Origin of the sequence: Aggregatimonas sangjinii (genome assembly GCF_005943945.1) — a bacterium.
In the GTDB taxonomy this organism is placed as follows: Bacteria; Bacteroidota; Bacteroidia; order Flavobacteriales; family Flavobacteriaceae; genus Pelagihabitans; species Pelagihabitans sangjinii.
Genome location: NZ_CP040710.1, coordinates 3,572,220 through 3,589,213 on the forward strand (window position 1 = coordinate 3,572,220; position 16,994 = coordinate 3,589,213).

9 protein-coding genes are annotated in these 16,994 nt (G+C 44.3%); 4 read left to right on the plus strand and 5 right to left on the minus strand.

The window, feature by feature from the left end:
* Positions 1-359: 359 nt before the first annotated feature.
* The 4 genes from FGM00_RS15020 to FGM00_RS15030 all read right to left on the minus strand — a co-directional run bounded on the left by FGM00_RS15020 (position 360) and on the right by FGM00_RS15030 (position 6,038).
* Complete coding sequence (locus FGM00_RS15020) at positions 360-3,395, minus strand: DNA polymerase III subunit alpha (RefSeq protein ID WP_138853695.1); 3,036 nt, start codon at positions 3,393-3,395, stop codon at positions 360-362.
* A 231-nt stretch (positions 3,396-3,626) separates the two neighbouring features.
* A complete protein-coding gene (dinB, locus tag FGM00_RS15025) occupies positions 3,627-4,841 on the minus strand; it encodes a DNA polymerase IV (RefSeq protein ID WP_138853696.1) in 1,215 nt (404 codons plus the stop codon).
* Positions 4,842-4,977: 136 nt separating this feature from the next.
* Entirely contained in the window at positions 4,978-5,154 is a 177-nt protein-coding gene (locus FGM00_RS20095) for a DUF6747 family protein (RefSeq protein ID WP_317130225.1), read from the minus strand.
* Positions 5,155-5,444: 290 nt separating this feature from the next.
* Positions 5,445-6,038: a porin family protein gene (locus tag FGM00_RS15030; RefSeq protein ID WP_138853697.1), complete on the minus strand. Its 594-nt coding sequence runs from the start codon at positions 6,036-6,038 to the stop codon at positions 5,445-5,447.
* A gap of 211 nt (positions 6,039-6,249) precedes the next feature.
* Between FGM00_RS15030 and FGM00_RS15035 the strand changes: the two genes are divergently transcribed.
* From FGM00_RS15035 to FGM00_RS15050, 4 genes are all read left to right on the plus strand, one after another.
* On the plus strand, positions 6,250-8,259 hold the full coding sequence (locus tag FGM00_RS15035; protein ID WP_175416239.1) for a sensor histidine kinase: 2,010 nt from the start codon (positions 6,250-6,252) through the stop codon (positions 8,257-8,259).
* Positions 8,249-8,884 (plus strand): response regulator, encoded by a 636-nt coding sequence (locus FGM00_RS15040; protein WP_138853699.1) that lies wholly within the window; start codon positions 8,249-8,251, stop codon positions 8,882-8,884. Before FGM00_RS15035 ends, FGM00_RS15040 begins: the two co-directional genes overlap by 11 nt.
* 350 nt (positions 8,885-9,234) lie before the next feature.
* The gene (locus FGM00_RS15045) at positions 9,235-10,620 is read left to right on the plus strand and encodes a 3-keto-disaccharide hydrolase (RefSeq protein ID WP_138853700.1); all 1,386 of its coding nucleotides are present in this window, start codon (positions 9,235-9,237) and stop codon (positions 10,618-10,620) included.
* 4 nt (positions 10,621-10,624) lie between these two features.
* Positions 10,625-11,953, plus strand: a complete 1,329-nt coding sequence (locus FGM00_RS15050; RefSeq protein WP_138853701.1) for a Gfo/Idh/MocA family protein — start codon at positions 10,625-10,627, stop codon at positions 11,951-11,953.
* Positions 11,954-12,228: 275 nt separating this feature from the next.
* Here FGM00_RS15050 and FGM00_RS15055 read toward each other — a convergent pair whose 3' ends face one another.
* Positions 12,229-16,905, minus strand: coding sequence for a DUF5722 domain-containing protein (locus tag FGM00_RS15055; RefSeq protein WP_138853702.1), 4,677 nt, complete (start codon positions 16,903-16,905; stop codon positions 12,229-12,231).
* Positions 16,906-16,994: the final 89 nt, after the last annotated feature.

Genomic DNA, 16,994 nt, shown 5'->3' on the forward strand with positions numbered 1-16,994 from the left:
TGCATGAGGGAACGGGCTTTTACCAGTGTACCGAAGACCTTTTCCGCTTCGTAAAACTAAACCACTATGAATTAGACATTCATAGGTTTAGAAGAGCAATGCCCGGAAAATCCAGGGTAATCAGGTAAATATGTTGTTTGGTAATTTTGGCCTATTAACCGAATAACCAAGAAACTCAATAACCAGAATAATGAAGCTTTTTATAGAAACGAAAGCCTGTAATCTCCCCAGCCATCGGGAGCAGGGTTTCAACGAACAACGAGGAAATGAACCGGTCGAACACTTGGCATTTTTAAATTCGGTTTGGAAACTCTTTAAGCGATTCCCTATGAAAAGTTCTAGGTGGGCCTTTCCTGAATTCAATTCCTTGCATCGGCTTTGTCCCTGTCCTCGTCCTTTTTCTTTTGCTGAAAAACTTTCACACTGGTCTTCATATCGGCATACCTGGGGTCGGGAACATAATGTTGTTTTTCCATTTTGATGACCTCGATACTCAAAAACCCGAATTCGCTCACCACTTTGCCGTAAAAGCGATAGATGCCCCTGCCCCTAAAATGATATTTGGCAGCTACGGGCGGAAAAAGCACCGTATCAAAGACTTTACCCTGTTGATCGATCATTGTGGCAAAATGCATTCGCTTGCCGGTGTGGGTACTGGTATTCTTGACCGTGACCAGATAGCCATAAATGTCGATGTGATGGTCTAGAAAACGTTCGAGGTCTTTGACACAGCGCTTATTTTTCGGAGGGGTCGCCAGCAATTCAAACGGACTACACAAACAAAAGCCCAAAAGCTCCAATTGCGTAAAGGCCATTTCGAGGTCGGTGGTATGCAATCGAGGAATCTTAAAATCCTGATGCTTGGGCGGAAACAACTTCGGATGGTCTATTTTTACATTCTTATTGAGAAAGAGATGCGCTTTCCAAAGCAGTTGATGCTTGTTCACTCCCGTAAACCGAAATGCATCGATACGGATCAGAATACTCGCTTGATCGACCGTGATAAAAACGCGGTCCAAAAAATCCTCTAATGAAACATAGCTACCATTCGCCGTTCTATCTTTTAAGATGCGTTCCGATACGCGATCTTCCAATTCCCGCAAATATCCGAATCCGAGAAAAATAGCCGAGCCGTAAATAACATTGTTGTTAAAACTCCTATTGATACAGGGCGGATAAATGGTGGCGCCCAGCATTCGAGCCTCGTGCACATAAAATTCGGACCGGTAAAAGCCACCACCGTTATTGAGCACGGCAACTATATATTCCAGCGGATAATATGCCCTTAAAAACAAGGTCTGATAACTTTCTACGGCATAGGAGGCCGAATGCCCCTTGGCAAAGGCATAGCCTGCAAAACTGGCAATCTGTTCCCAAATCTCATGGATAAGGGTGTCGGCGTACCCCTTTTTTCGGCAGTTATCGATGAATTTCTCCTCGACCCGTTGAAACTCTTCCCGCGATCGGAATTTACCGCTCATACCACGACGCAGTACATCGGCCTCGCCCAGATCCAGCCCCGCAAAATGATGTGCTACTTTGATGACATCTTCCTGATATACCATGACCCCATAGGTGTCGGGCATGATATCGAGCATTACCGGATGTGCTTTTTCCTCGGCCCTGCCCTTGTTCCGATGACGAAGAATATATTCACGCATCATCCCGCTTTTTGCGACCCCTGGCCTGATAATGGAGCTTGCAGCGACCAATCCGAGATAGGTATCGACCTCTAATTTCTTTAGAAGCATACGCATGGCGGGCGACTCTACATAAAAACACCCCATGCATTGTGCCGTTTTGACCAGATTATTGATCTTGGGATCTTTCTTGAATTTCTTGACATCATGAATATCAAAAGTGCCGCTGTCCTTAGGCTGATTGTATGCGATTATCTCAAGGGATTCCTTGATTTTAGACAAGCCCCGTTGCCCTAAAATATCGTATTTATAGAGACCCACATCTTCGGCAATGACCATATCGAACATCGTCGTCGCAAACCCCTTGGGCGGCAAATGTGTGGCCGAAAACCAATGCAAAGGCTTTTCACTGATCAAAATACCCCCGGCATGAATGCTCAGGTAATTGGGCATCCCCATAATCAAACGGCCGTATTTGATGACCAATCGGGATACCTCATCGAGTTGTGAAAGGGTATACCTGCCTTCGGCAAGAAAATCGATTTCGCTTTTGGGGAGTCCGAATACCTTGCCTAACTCCCGAACAACACCTTTATGCTTGAAGGTGACATAGGTACCCAGAAGTGCCACATGATCGAACCTCTTAAAAATATACTCGGTCATCGTTGGCCGGTCCCGATGCGAAAAGTCGATATCAAAATCGGGCGGATTGGCGCGATACAGGTTCATAAAACGCTCGAAATAAAGGTCGAGTTCCATCGGGTCTACATCGGTAATACGCAAAAGGTAGGCAACGATACTGTTCGCCCCACTACCTCTACCTACATAAAAGAAGCCCTGCTTTCGGGCATAGGTGACAATATCCCAATTGATGAGAAAATAGGAAACGAAGCCCATGCTTTTAATGAGTTCCAATTCTTTTTCCAAACGTTCGATGATGCCATCTCCCCCGTCCGGATATCGATAAGGCAGCCCTTCTTGGCACAATCGCTCGATCATTTTCTCATCATCCTGCTTTGTGGCCAAGTAGGTTTTAAGGTTCTGTGGTTCCCTTCCTTTTGAAAAATCGAAATGAATGGAGCAGGCATTCAATAATCGCTCGGTATTTTCCAAGATAAAAGCATACTCCGAAAAAACTGCCGCCAAGTTTTCCATCGGAAACATTTTCTCGTTCTCGTCTGCTTCCTCGGTCTTTTCCAACTTGCTCAACAAGATGTTGTTGTCGATGGCGCGCAGTAATCGATGCGCGTTAAAGTCCCCCTTATTGCGGAATGTAACGGGCTGCTGTACGACCAACCTATCCTTCAATTGTAGTAGTCTAGAAAAAGGTAGGCGCCTTAAATCGGCAATGGAAACTCCGATATATTCATGTGCCGCAAAATCATATTGATTGTCCTTCACCACTTTTTCAAAAGGATACACGACATAGGCATGTTCGAATTTCGGGGCGATGGGAGGTAGTTCTTTTGCTTGGTGCAAATGTTCGGAAAGGAAATCATTCAGCTCTAGATAACCTTCGTTGTTTTTGGCGATTCCCACAAAACAGCAATCGACACCGTTCCTAAAATCGATTCCAAGTATGGGCTTCACGTTATATTCTGGAGCCTTTCGCACAAAATTGAGTGCGGCCGAGGTATTGTTGATATCGGTCAGCACCAATTGCGTTACCCGGTTTTCCTGCGCCAGTTTCAGGAGTTCCAACTCCGAAAAGGTTCCGTATCGCATGCTGTAATATGTGTGACAGTTTAGATAGATGGTAGATTGAGATTTTAGATGTTAGCTATTTGGTGTTTGGTGTTGAATGAAAAACGTCTTCGCGAGGAGGCACGACGAAGCGATCTGTTGAATTATAGCACAAGTGTATCCGCGGTGCCCCTCGTACTAAATGAAACAGGTCGCTTCAGCCAAAAAAGGCCTCGCGAAAACGTAGGTTGTATGTTTTTACCCTCATACTTTAAATTGTTCCCCCTTTGGGGTTTAGGGGGCCTACTGCTTTCGATGCGCCAGCACGATCGGCGGCTGGCCATTGAACGGATTGTGCATTCGCCCGATCGTCTTAGAGCCCATGGCCGAGGCCCGAATCACGCTTTTGTCGCCATAGCGGTTTCGAATCGCATCCAAAGCCTGATAGAGGTTTAAAGCTTCTTCGGTATCATCGAAGAGGTCGATTTGGTAATTGCCCGACACCAAATGGCTGAATCGAACGCCTATCAAACGCACTAACAGCCTTCGGTTATATAAGATCTTGAACATTTCAAGGATTTTCGGAATCAGGATATGGTCGGCGCTCGTATACGGTATGCGCAATTGTTTGGAGTACGTATTGAAATCGGAATACCGGATCTTAACCATGATGCAGGCCGTCAACTTTTCACCACGTCGTAATTGATAGGCCAAGTTTTCGGTCATCGCGATCAGGATGCCTTTTAGTTTTACCACATCAATAGTGTCTTTGTCGAACGTACGTTCGGTAGAAATGGATTTTCGTTCCCAGAAAGGGGTTACGGGAGTATTGTCGATACCATTGGCACGCTTCCAGATTACTGTCCCGTTCTTACCGAGTACACGCTGCATCACATCCATGGGCATTTCCTGTACGGTACCTACTTTGCGAAGGCCTAAATTACGTAGGGTCTGATAGGTCTTATCGCCTACCATGGGAATTTTTTTGATGGAAAGTGGCGCCAAAAAGGTCTTCTCAAGGCCGTAATCGATTTTTAACTGATTGTTGGGTTTGGCCTCATTGGTGGCGACTTTCGATACCACCTTATTGACCGATAATCCGAAGGAAATGGGCAAGCCGGTCTCGTTTATGATTTTCCGGCGTAGTTCGGAGGCATATTTATAGGAGCCGAAAAATCGATCCATTCCGCTTAGATCCGCATAGAACTCATCGATACTCGATTTTTCAAAAAGTGGTACATACTCCTTGATGATTTCGGTAACCAAATCGGAATGTTTACTGTAGGTACCCGCATTGCCTTTTATCGTTACCGCTTCGGGGCATAATTCCCGCGCCATTTTCATGGGCATGCCCGAATGAATACCATACCCTCGGGTCTCGTAGCTACAAGCGGCCACTACGCCACGGTCGCTCAGCCCACCGACAAGGACCGGCTTGCCTTTTAAACGGCTATCTATTTGGCGTTCTACCGATACGAAAAAAGTATCGAGATCTAGATGTAAGATTGTTTTGTTCATTGCTATCCTAAAAACGGATAGCTAATATATGGAATTATTCCTATTTTTTGGATTATATCCAATATATTACAATAAAAAAACGTCCTGCATTGAGCAGGACGTTTAGTACTTAAATCGATTGAATAGTTAAGTGCTTTTATACAAACGCAAAGCCTGTAGCTATTCTAAAAAGCAATGCGTAGAGCCCCATTGCAATTAATGTGAAACTAAACCATGCGTAAATTTTCATGTAGTTTTTCAACAAATAGTTTCCCAAATTTCTAAATCCTTCTAAATAAATTTCCCTAATAAGTAAAGTTGTCTTCATATGCATTTCATTTTATATAGTCTACTGCAAAGATGGTGCTAGATAGGAAGTTTAGTATATATAACAGCTAAAAGGATAAAAATTCAGTTGAAAGGAAACACCTTTGCAGCTTAACCGAATTGTATGCATTTTAAAGATCGTTTTTCACAGTAGCGACCGATTCTTCACATTTTGAAAGGAAATCTAATAGATTTTGCCCCTAGCGATACGAATAAGGTTGCAGGTACAAAAAACCCCGTTTCCTAAAATCGGAAACAGGGCTTTCAAACAAACCAACTCAAACCTTCGGTAATTTCTTATTGTCCGAATTTGTAGCCAAACGTGGCCAGAAGCATCAAGTTTTTCAAATTGGAGGTATTGGTCGTAGAAATATCGAATAGACCGAATTCCGTTCCGATACCTACTTCGAAACTATCATTGAAAATGATTCCAACGCCAGTATGGAAACCTAGATCTAAGCTTTTGAAATTATTGCCCGCAGTATTGCCGATCTCTAACCGCTCACCTGCAAGATTTGCGGAGACCAGCACCCCGACATTCAATCCGGCAGTAGCAAAAAAGTATCCCGAACCCCCCACTTCAAAAAATTCATAGCGCGCTCCCACAGGAAGGTCAAGGTAAAACAGATTGAAATTTCCGGCAGCGGAAGAAGCTCCCTTCTTTGCGAAACCAAGTCCCGAACCTAGATAAAAGTCGTCGGTCAGATCAAACTCGATGGTGCCTCCTATCTTGACTCCCAATGCCCTCCCAAACAGAGCATCGTCACCCGGGTCTGGGGACGTGATGTTCGCGAGCCCAATACCACCTCTAACACCAAAAATTTGTGCTTGGGTCGAAAAGCTTGCCATTACAACCATTAAAACCATAAGTACTTTTGCAGAATTTTTCATAGTCCGTATTTTTTGAAGATTATGGATTTTCGTGTTCTCGAAACATCCGATTATTTAGATGGGAGAAAGGTATAGAGAAAGCCTATCCAGCGAAATACCCCCTAAGTTGTATTTTTTTCTACTGGTTTTCCAGTATATTGAATTTTAGGTATTTATAGTACCATATAGATATAGTATATTGGCTTTAGCAATGATGAAACACCGAAATCGAATGCGCGTTTTATTCCATCTAATTCTACTATATCTACCCTTCAGTATTTCTGGCCAAATAGAAGGGGAACAGTATAGAGATAGCCTGCTTATGGAGCTGCAGCATTTAAAAAACCTCGAAAAAGAACAGCAAGACGCCGACATCATGAGTGACAAGGTAGCCCTCCTTTGTTTACTCGCGAGGGAATATGATGGCATTGATTCTACTAAAACCTTTGATTTCGCTTTCGAAGCGCTAAAAATCAGCGAGAAGCGCGAATACCGGATTGGCGTAATCGACGCCAATTTTACTTTGGGAAGGGCATTCATGTATATCGATCCCACCGAGGCCGCCGGTTATCTAGAGGAAGGGTATCTGCTGGCGGACAAACTTGTTAAAAACGATTCTTCGCAAAAACTATTAAAACTTTGGGCAAATGGGACCTATAATCTCGGCCTTAGCTATGGTTATATGGGAAAACACCAAAAGGAAATCGAGTTTACCAGCCAGGTAATTCCCGTTGTTGAAAAATTGGGAGATTCCCTTTTTCTAGCGAATATTTACACCAACCTAGGTGTGAAATACCTGAATCTAGTCAATCATAAAGATGGATATCACAGCTTGAGAAGAGGCCGGGAAATCTATAAATCGCTGAACGACCCACAGGAGACGACGTTTAATATCATTCAAATGGCAATGGCCTTCGAAGGTCTAGATTCTTTGGGTCAGATGAAGAAGACGTTGGCCGAAGCCAAAGTTCTTCTTGAAAAGTACCCCAATGTCTTCGACAAATTCAATTACAACCTACAAGAAAGCCAGTATTATCTGCGTACCGAACGACCGAAGAACGCCATCGAATCACTTGACCGGATTCTAGGCCTGGTAGAGAACGATACAAACTCCAAACTGTACGGAATGGTAATGCAGCGCTATGCCAGAGCCTATAAAGGAATACAGGACTTTGAACGTGCTTCTGACTATGCTACGAAGTATATCGCCAACTCAAAAGCGACGCAAAGCGGAATGGGTTGGTTCGAAGGCCTTTATGAACGTTCGGAGTACCATGCCGCGGCCGAGCATTACGAAGATGCCTATAAAGATCTGTTATTGGCCGTTGATATCTACGATAGCCTGGAAACTATGAATACCATAGCCAAGCTTGAAGAACTAAATATCAAATTCGAGACTGCCGAACAGGAAAAAGAGATATTGGGCCTGAGAGTTAAAAACGAGGAAAAGAAATCGCATGCCTATCTTTTAGGTGCTTTGGCCAGTATACTGGCCTTTATACTTTTCATAGGATATTATGCCTATAACCAAAAACTGAGAAAAGCGCGTAAGAAAGAGCTCAGGCAGGAAGCAGAGGTGAATTTGCTAAAACAGGAACAGCAGAACAAGATTTTTTCCGCTATGATAGAAGGGCAGGAGAAAGAACGCAAACGACTGGCCATAGATCTTCACGACGGTCTTGGGGGAAGGCTAAGCGGTATTAGCATGAACCTTTCCAAGTTGGATAAGGACGAGCCCAAACAATATCCGAAGAAACAATTACAAAAGGTCATGAAGGACCTGGACGATTCGCTCACCGAGTTGCGAACCATAGCCAGGAACATGATGCCGGAAACCTTGGTGAAATTCGGACTTCAAGCAGCATTGAAAGATTATTGCAGCAGCATGACCGGAAAGGACACCAAGGTAACACTGCAATTTTATGGTGGGGACAAAGGCATCGGAATACAACAGCAGGTAACGATGTATCGGGTGATACAAGAACTGATCAACAACGCCATTAAGCATGCAAAGGCTTCGGAAGTTTTGGTGCAATATATGCGCGAGGGAAACAATGTGGACATCACGGTCGAAGACAATGGTATCGGTTTTGAAAAAAATAAGAATAACACCCACGATAATGGAATGGGATTATCGAACTTACGAACCCGAGTAGCCTATTTAAAAGGGGACCTCGATTTTCATAGCGAAGTCAACGAAGGGACAACGGTTAACGTACATATCAATATCGATGCAGCATAAACCTATTAGCGTACTGATCGTAGATGATCACCCGATGGTCATCGAAGGACTAAAAACCCTTTTGAGCGATGATGAACGGGTTGCCATAAAAACCCATTTTACCAACGGGCAAGACACCCTTGATTTTTTGGAGACCGAAATCGTAGATGTGATTTTATTGGACGTAAACCTTCCCGATATCAATGGTGTGGAAATGGTAAAAATGATTCTGGACAAACGCGCGACCATCAATATTCTCGGCTTGAGCACCTACAGCGAACCGAGCATCATCAACCAAATGATCAAGAACGGTGTGAAAGGATACCTGCTGAAGAATGCCACTTCCGATGAACTGGTCACTGCGATTTCACAGGTTCACGAAGGTCATTTTTATTTTGGAAGCGAAGTACAAAAAATTTTGGCGGATTCGGTGACCCAGGAAACGCAGGATATTCCAAAACTTACACGAAGGGAAACCCATATCCTAAAATTGATCGCCGAGGGTAAAACGACCAATACCATTGCGGAAGAACTTTTTATAAGTCCGCTTACGGTGGAAACCCATCGACGTAACCTCATGCAGAAAATGGAGGTTTCGAATGCGGCATCCCTTATCAAAATAGCGATAGAAAAAAAGTTGATTTAGCTACTATGGCACATTCCAAAAGTGCGTGAAGCTTCCCAAGAATCGACTGTGCGTCAATTTGGCCATTACCTTCCCGTAAAGTTTTAATGTAGTTTTAATCGCTCCATAGCGAGATTTTCGTTACAAACCATCCAAATTAATACGGCATAAAAAAACCGTAGACCTACTTATTTTTGACTCCGTAACTTTTTGTCCAAGAAATTCCTTGCCCACATCATTCTACTAGAACCCTATTTTCATCCCTATTGCCTAAAACATATTTTAAAATGTAAACCTCCCGCAAATCAATCCCCCTAATTCTTGAAATCTCACTATATTAGTCAGATACTTAAAATTGAAAACAACCCAATATGCAATTCAAAACAATCAACTACACGAAAACACTAATTTTTGCGCTAACCCTCGCGCTTTTGTCATGCGGGGAAAAACCGGATGACACCCCATGGACCGAGCTGTTCGATTCCAAAACACTTAATGGTTGGTCGCAGCTGGGTGGTGAAGCAACTTACGAAGTTCGGGATGGGGCTATCGTAGGGACTACGGTTTCCGGTACGCCAAACTCCTTTCTTACTTCAGACAAAATGTACGGGGATTTTATATTGGAATTAGAGTACAAAGTAGATTCCTCTATGAATTCGGGAATTCAAATACGAAGCAATAGCTATCCCCACTATAAAGATGGCAGAGTACATGGCTATCAAATTGAAATAGACCCTTCGGACCGCGCGTGGAGTGCAGGAATCTTCGACGAGGCTCGCAGAGGATGGCTGCACCCTTTGGCAGACGACAACACCGCCGCAAAAGAAGCCTTTAATCAGAACGACTGGAACCATTACCGCATCGAAGCCTTGGGCGACACCCTGAAAACTTGGATCAATGGTGTTCCCGCTGCACATTTGGTCGATGATCAAACCGATAAGGGATTCATCGGTCTACAGGTACATTCCATACGGGACACCCAAAAAGCCGGGACCGAGATACTCTGGAAAAATATTCGTATCCTGACTGAAGATCTGGAAAAGTATGCCCAAAAAACACCGTTGCCCCTTGTCGATAAAAAGAATGAACTTACCAAGAACGAAGCAGATCAAGGTTGGAAAATGCTTTGGGACGGCGAAACTACCGAAGGGTGGAGGGGCGCGAAATTGGATAGTTTTCCAGAGCAAGGCTGGATCATCGAAGATGGGGAGCTTATCGTACTTTCCACTGGTGGCGAAGAATCCGCTGCTGGTGGTGATATCGTCACGACCAAGAATTATGGCGATTTTGAATTGATGGCCGATTTTAAGCTTACCGAAGGTGCCAATAGCGGAATCAAGTATTACGTCGATACCGAAATCAACAAGGGTGAGGGCTCCTCAATCGGTCTGGAATACCAAATCCTTGACGACGACAAACATCCTGACGCCAAAGAAGGAAATCATGAAGGAAGTAGAACCGTAGCCTCTTTGTACGACCTTATACAGGCCGATCCGAAGAAGCCGATAAATCCCATCGGGGAATGGAATCGAGCTCATATCATCTCTAAAGACAATCATGTAGAGCATTACCTGAACGGCGCCAAAGTCTTGGAATACGACCGTAAAAGCGATGCGTACAGAGCATTGGTTGCCAACAGCAAGTACGTTAATTGGCCCAATTTCGGGGAGTTGGACAGTGGTCAGATTTTATTGCAGGACCATGGTGATCGGGTCAGCTTCAAAAACATTAAAATCAAAGAACTTACCAAAGAATAAACCTATGACAACGAGACGCAGTTTTATAAAAAAGACCTCAGCTGGTAGCGTTGCTTTATCCTTGGCCGGGCTAACACTACCCTCAATGGCCAACGCCAATATCCTCGGCGCGAATGACCAGATCAATTGTGCGGTCGTTGGGGTCCGTAGCCGTGCCAAGGCACACGTTTTGGCCATTCATAGCTGCGACAATGCCAAGATTCTTTATAGCTGCGATGTAGACGATACCATTTTGGAGGAACACAATACCTGGTGCCAAAAAAACATCGGTTATATCCCGAAAGTAGAAAAGGATTTCAGGAAAGTTCTCGAAGATAAAGATGTAGATGCCGTATTTATCGCAACTCCGGAACACTGGCACGCCCCAATGGCCATACTGGCCATGCAAGCAGGTAAACATGTGTATTTGGAAAAGCCATGCAGTCACAACCCCCATGAAAACGATCTGTTGGTCGCTGCCCAAAAAAAGTATGGAAAGAAAGTGCAAATGGGCAACCAGCAACGCTCGGCCAGGACTTCCATCATGGCCATAAAGGATATCAGAGAGGGTATTATCGGAGAGGTGTACAAAGGGGAAGCCTATTATACAAATAATCGCGGTTCGATCGGTATCGGTAAAGAAATCGAAGTGCCTAAAACCTTGGATTGGGAAATGTGGCAAGGCCCAGCGATTCGGGAGGCCTATAGGGATAACATTCACCCTTACAACTGGCATTGGTTCCGAACCTGGGGAACGGGCGAAATACACAACAACGGCACGCACGAAATCGATCTTTGTCGATGGGCCCTAGGCGTTGACCTTCCGGATAGCGTTACTTCCTTCGGAGGTAAATATACCTATGAAGATGACTGGGAGTTCGCAGATAACCAACAAGTAACCTTTACCTACCCTGAAGATAAATTCATTACCTGGACAGGCCATAGTCGCGGCATGATGCAACCCGAACAACCGGGACGCGGAGCGACAATTTACGGTAGCAAGGGTGCCATTCGCATGGACCGCAACTTTTACAAATTATTCGATTTACAAGGAAACCTTATAAAATCGGAAATGGAAGATGCCGACAGTGCCACTACCAACACTATGGGACAGGGAGGCTTGGATGTCAACCACGTGGGCAACTTTTTCGATGGCATACGAACCGACAAGTCATTGCACGCCGAAATCAAGGATGCCAGTATCTCTACCATGCTTTGTCATCTCGGGAATATGGCTCAAGATGCGGGTGAAACCTTAAAAATCGATCCAGCTACCGGAAAAGTCCTTAATAACGAAAATGCGATGAAAGCTTGGAAACGCGACTATGCCATGGGTTGGGAACCTAAGTTGTGAGAGTTCTGTTCATTACCATCGATTGATTTTAAACCATGTAGTTTTGCATGAATATTCCTTAAGTAAAAAGTTGAAAATGGCGTACTAGCCTATAAATGTCAGCAATGCATTTTTGACCGCCCTACACTTTAAGGGAATTTCTGCCTAGAAGCTATTTTTCCAACAAAAAGAACCAAGAACAAGTCCCTCCCCTTTGCGGGAACTTGCTCTTGGCTCTTGATTTTTAAGCAATCGCTTATATAAATGTTACTTTTAAGGGAATTTCTTGGGAAATTCTATTTCCGGACCATGATCCGATGTGAAATTTCCTCACCGTTCACCATCCCTTTTAAAATATACAGACCCTCTGAAATGGTTGCGAGATTTACGGTTACTTCTCTTCCTCTAACCGTTGTATTCACCTCATGGCTTACCGACATGTAATCTACAAGTACGAATGTATCAATGTTCGATACGGTAGTGCCCCATAAGATGGTCGCAAAGGTATTGGCAGGATTTGGATACAGCAATTCACCCTTGGAAGCAATGGTTGAGCCAGCACTGTTTCCGTTAGGCTCAACGCCCCAGACCAGTTCCCCATTGATGTATGCGGTAATGGTCGTGGTTTCATCGAATCGATTACCAATTTCTTTGAAGGAATAATCATCGCTCTCGTCAAAAGAAGACCAATCCTGTTTAAATATCTGGGTTTTGATGTCCCCTGTTCCACTAAAGGCATACAAATCGCCGGCATCGGCCGTAAAGCCGACCTCAAAATACTGTTCCGAACCGTTAGCGGCCGTAGCGAATGACCCTATAGTGTTGTCCTTTCCAAGTTGAGCATAATCGATACGCGAGTTTAATGCAGCTGTATTTTCCGGTGTAAACCAATAGCGCATCGTAACATCTTCCAATGTCACTCCCCTATTACCTACATTAATAAGCTGCAATTCAGGCTTTATTCTGTTGTTGGTTACATTATCCCTATTGCGATGGAGCACCCTGAGCTGTGGCTCCTGATTTTCCGAAACTTCAGGTTCTTCTCCCCAAATGAGGTTACCGTCCCAATACACCGTGATGGTGTTGGTCTCCATGAGCTTTGTAAAATCGGCATAGCTATAATCATCGCTTTCATTAAAATCGGAAAAGTCACTTTTGGAAATTCGAGATTTAATAACTCCGGAATTCCCGAAAGCCGCAACGGAAGTTCCCTCGGCAAATGAGTATGTCACATAATAGTTGGCACCATCACGCGCATCGGTCAATGCTGTAAACTCACCAGCGATATTCTCATTGCCCAACTGGGCATAATCAATGTAAAAATTCAACGGATTAAAGTCCTCGGCCGTGAACCAATAGCGCACCGAAGCCCGATTTAAATCTATTTCGCTATCCGACTCGTTTCTCAACAGAAGCTGCGGTTTAATGTCGGAATTATCCAACTTGTACTTATCGCCATCTTGGTAATCGACAATAAGAAAGGGCGCTATAACAGCTACTTCTTCGGAATAACAGGAAAAACTGTCCTCCTCGAGCAATGCCGCTACTCGATAGGTATAACCTTCACCGGAAGTTACTCCCGAGTGTATGTAGCTTGTTTCATTGCTAGACAATCTCGCCAATTCGGCAAAATCACCGTCTTCGGTCTTGAATTCCAAAACGAATCCGGAACTTTCGGACAAACTGCTTTCCCACGTAATTTCTACTTCCGTTGGGGAGATCCCCTTGGCCGAAATTGCCTCAATTGCTTGAAGGTCGATAATAATCTCTAAATTTTCGGACACACTAAGAACATCCGAAGCCAAAATAGTACCGTTTTTGGAAATCGTGTAGGGCTGGGGAACATTAGATGCCACGTTGTAAAAGCTCAAAGATCCATCTTCTTGTGGGAATTTTAACTCCCCATTAAAACTGACCAAAAGATCCTGTAGATCAGCCCCGCAGTTAGCGATATTCATTTGCACCGTAAAAGGAGTCGTCTCCGTAGGTACATCATTGTAAATCTCCGACCATTCACTGATACCGATGACGGATTTATAGGGCTCAAAAACGGCATCTTCTTCTGGAGTGCCAGCAGCATTCCATACAAACCAACCTTCCTTTTTCTGATCGAAGCCGTCAAAAGTTCCCTCTTCTACGGTCCATAATCCAAATAGTAAGCCCGCCTCATTGGGGTTATCGACCCATCTGTGCAACTGAATGTTTTCTATGGAAGGCAAACGTTGGTCGGTCTTTTTCCAGAAGTAAGCCAATGCGGCCGCTTGCGTCGTTTCGTTGGCATTGGGACTTTTTTCTGGATTGGAACTGAACCCGTTCTCCGATAACAAAATCGTCCGTACTTTTTTACCATTGTACAATAGGTCTTTTTGCCGTACGTAGGCATCGATCATCTCAAGGTTCTTCGGTGTGATCTCAGGCGTATTGAAATTGAACTGTGTTTTTGCCGGTGGATCGTTCCAAACATTGGGATTGAATAGATTTACCGGATAGGAATGCCATCCGATGCCCCATTCAAAATCCCCTTCTTTTTTACTAAGGTCTACGAGCACATTCAAAATATCCTTTGATTTAAAATTGACCGCGCTTACCGGTTTACTGTTAAAGTGTTTGGTGAAGGAAGTAAACACTTTGGCCGTAGGGTTGTGTTTTCTAATCGTGTAATGTACGGTCCTCAACGAACGGTTATAAATTTCGGTATACAATTCCACTGGCTTCTGTCCGGCATGTGTCCAAGCCGTATGGGCATCCACCTCATTGTGTATGATCCATTGGTCGAGACGACCGTATAATTTGTCCGGTCTTGAATAGCGTTCCGAAAGAAAATCAACCATGGCTGCATAGTATTCAACACCTTCGGCACTGGTTACATTGGCCATGCTGTAGAGCCCTAAACTTGCATCTGGATGAACGAAAATCCGATTTACATCCTCATTCGTTATGTTAATGGGTATCAAGAGAACAAAGGCAGCTTTGATGTCGCTATCGGATAATCGCTTGAGACGGGTGTCCAAATTATTCACAAATCCCGTATTGATGTTGTAGGTCTTTCCGTTAAACTCATGTGTTAAGTCCGATGGGTTTAAACTGAAAACCCCATTCAACAAGAGGTTGATTTTCATACTCTTGATATCAAGGTCTTCCAGATCCTGAAAATTGGACAGTGTGGAAGGCGTTAGCCCATCGAGCCCTTTTATGGTTTCGGCCTTATCTTCGGCTATGTTATTCTCGCTAATTCTGGAAATGTCGCTCGCCCAGGTTGCATTCGAAGTGTATTCGTAGGTAGTGTCACCGGTTTTGGAAACCACTGCCCAGCGCGAATAAAGGCGGTCATAATTATGATCGGAACGTGCTTGAAATCTTTCCAAATTCACCGAGAAAGACCCATCTTTAATGGTTAGGGGAACGACAACATCAAATTCGTTTTGATCAAATCCGTATAGATGGGGTTCTATTTCTGCCAGAAAGAGCCCATCGGACCCGTTATTAATTGTTCCGGAGATACGAACGGAATCCAAATCTACCTGCACCTTGGTGATACTATCCGTGAAATTCGTACTTAGATAGTTCAGGAACTCTTGGTTGATGGCCCTACTCACAAATTTATCGCTCGTTTGCTCATCGGTCAATTCCTGTGCGGTTGGTTTTCGTAAGGTAAAGTTTCGAACGAATATGGTTTTCTCTTCCCCTTCGTTTTTTCCGAAATCAAAACGGAACACCGTGCGTTCCGTGTCTTGAAAATTATCGACGATCAATCTTGGATTGATGGTGAACTTGGTCCAATCGGTGGCGGGTGGGATTTCTCCGGCGACCAACTTTTGGGCACCGGTGATTGGCGGGCCGTAGAAAACTTCCAACTCATTATAAGGCTCTTCGGATCGATATTCAAATTCTAGAATGTAGGTATCGTCGATATCGTAAATGGCGGATATGGGTTTAGACCGTATCCATGGGTCATTTTCGGAGGTGTTCAGCTCGTAAGACCCGTCCGGCAGTTCGGTGCCTACCAGAAAAGGACTTGTAGCATTCACGTCCAACTCAAAAGCCACCGTTTCCTTTACTTCCAATGCTAGCTGCTCGGCGTTGGTCGCCTCTCTAAGCACCAGGTTATTTAAATTGATATCGAGATTGGGCAACCTGCCCAAATCGAATCTCAGGATATCATAGGTAGCATCGCTCCAGTTGGGTGCGCTAATAGACATTATGGCGCTAAAATTCGTTGGTGTCGAGGCGGCTGGCAGACTACCCAATTGTGCCCTTCTAGCTCCACTAAATGGCGTTCCAAAGAAAATCTGCAAATCGTCCAGACCACTTTGCGAAGTGTAATCAAAGCTGACTACGAAAGTCTTGTTCGGATCGTAGGTGGTCGTTATTTCTTCACTCGCCACCCACGGATCGTTGCCTAAGGTCGCGACGTCATAACTGCCATCGGGCAGCTGGGAGGAAAGTGTCAATTGGTTGACCGCATTGCCATCTAGATTCAGGGGAATTACCTCACCCGGAGCCGCTGCACGCAATTGTACATTTCTGACAGTCAGGTTTTGCCCAGGCGTTTTACCAAAATCAAAACGGATACGTTCATAAGCGCTGTCCCAAGTGGGTGCCTCGTACTTCATAAACGCTTTGAAAGTGCGATAGGTAGAAGAGGCAACCAAAGGGCCGAAATCTACACGTCGAGCCGGGTTGACCGGTGCGCCATAAAAAATTTGAAAATTGTCCAAACCTTCTTCCGCGATATAATCGAAACTGATGACATACACGGCATCGGGATCAAAATCGGGAATAGGTCGGGTCTGAATCCATGGGTCGGCCCCTTGGGTAGCTAGCTCGTAAGTACCCGTTGGGTTTTCTGTTACGGCCAATTGATTTTTCAAACTTGGATTAAGTTCGAGTGTAAGGTTTTGTGCATTCGAATTAAGGCCGAATAACAGTACAAAAACCAATAAAAAAAGTGATGAGGGTAATTTTGTTTTCATAGTTTTTAATTTGTGGGAAAAGTAGCGCGTACAAATGGAGAAACCATCCTGTACTTACAGGTAAGACGCTAAAAATCAATTCATTGTTT

Coding starts and splice junctions, on each gene's coding strand:
- FGM00_RS15035 (WP_175416239.1), top strand. CDS start 6,250: ATGCGCGTTTTATTCCATCTAATTCTACTATATCTACCCTTCAGTATT.
- FGM00_RS20095 (WP_317130225.1), bottom strand. CDS start 5,154: ATGCATATGAAGACAACTTTACTTATTAGGGAAATTTATTTAGAAGGA.
- FGM00_RS15050 (WP_138853701.1), top strand. CDS start 10,625: ATGACAACGAGACGCAGTTTTATAAAAAAGACCTCAGCTGGTAGCGTT.
- FGM00_RS15045 (WP_138853700.1), top strand. CDS start 9,235: ATGCAATTCAAAACAATCAACTACACGAAAACACTAATTTTTGCGCTA.
- FGM00_RS15040 (WP_138853699.1), top strand. CDS start 8,249: ATGCAGCATAAACCTATTAGCGTACTGATCGTAGATGATCACCCGATG.
- FGM00_RS15030 (WP_138853697.1), bottom strand. CDS start 6,038: ATGAAAAATTCTGCAAAAGTACTTATGGTTTTAATGGTTGTAATGGCA.
- FGM00_RS15055 (WP_138853702.1), bottom strand. CDS start 16,905: ATGAAAACAAAATTACCCTCATCACTTTTTTTATTGGTTTTTGTACTG.
- dinB (WP_138853696.1), bottom strand. CDS start 4,841: ATGAACAAAACAATCTTACATCTAGATCTCGATACTTTTTTCGTATCG.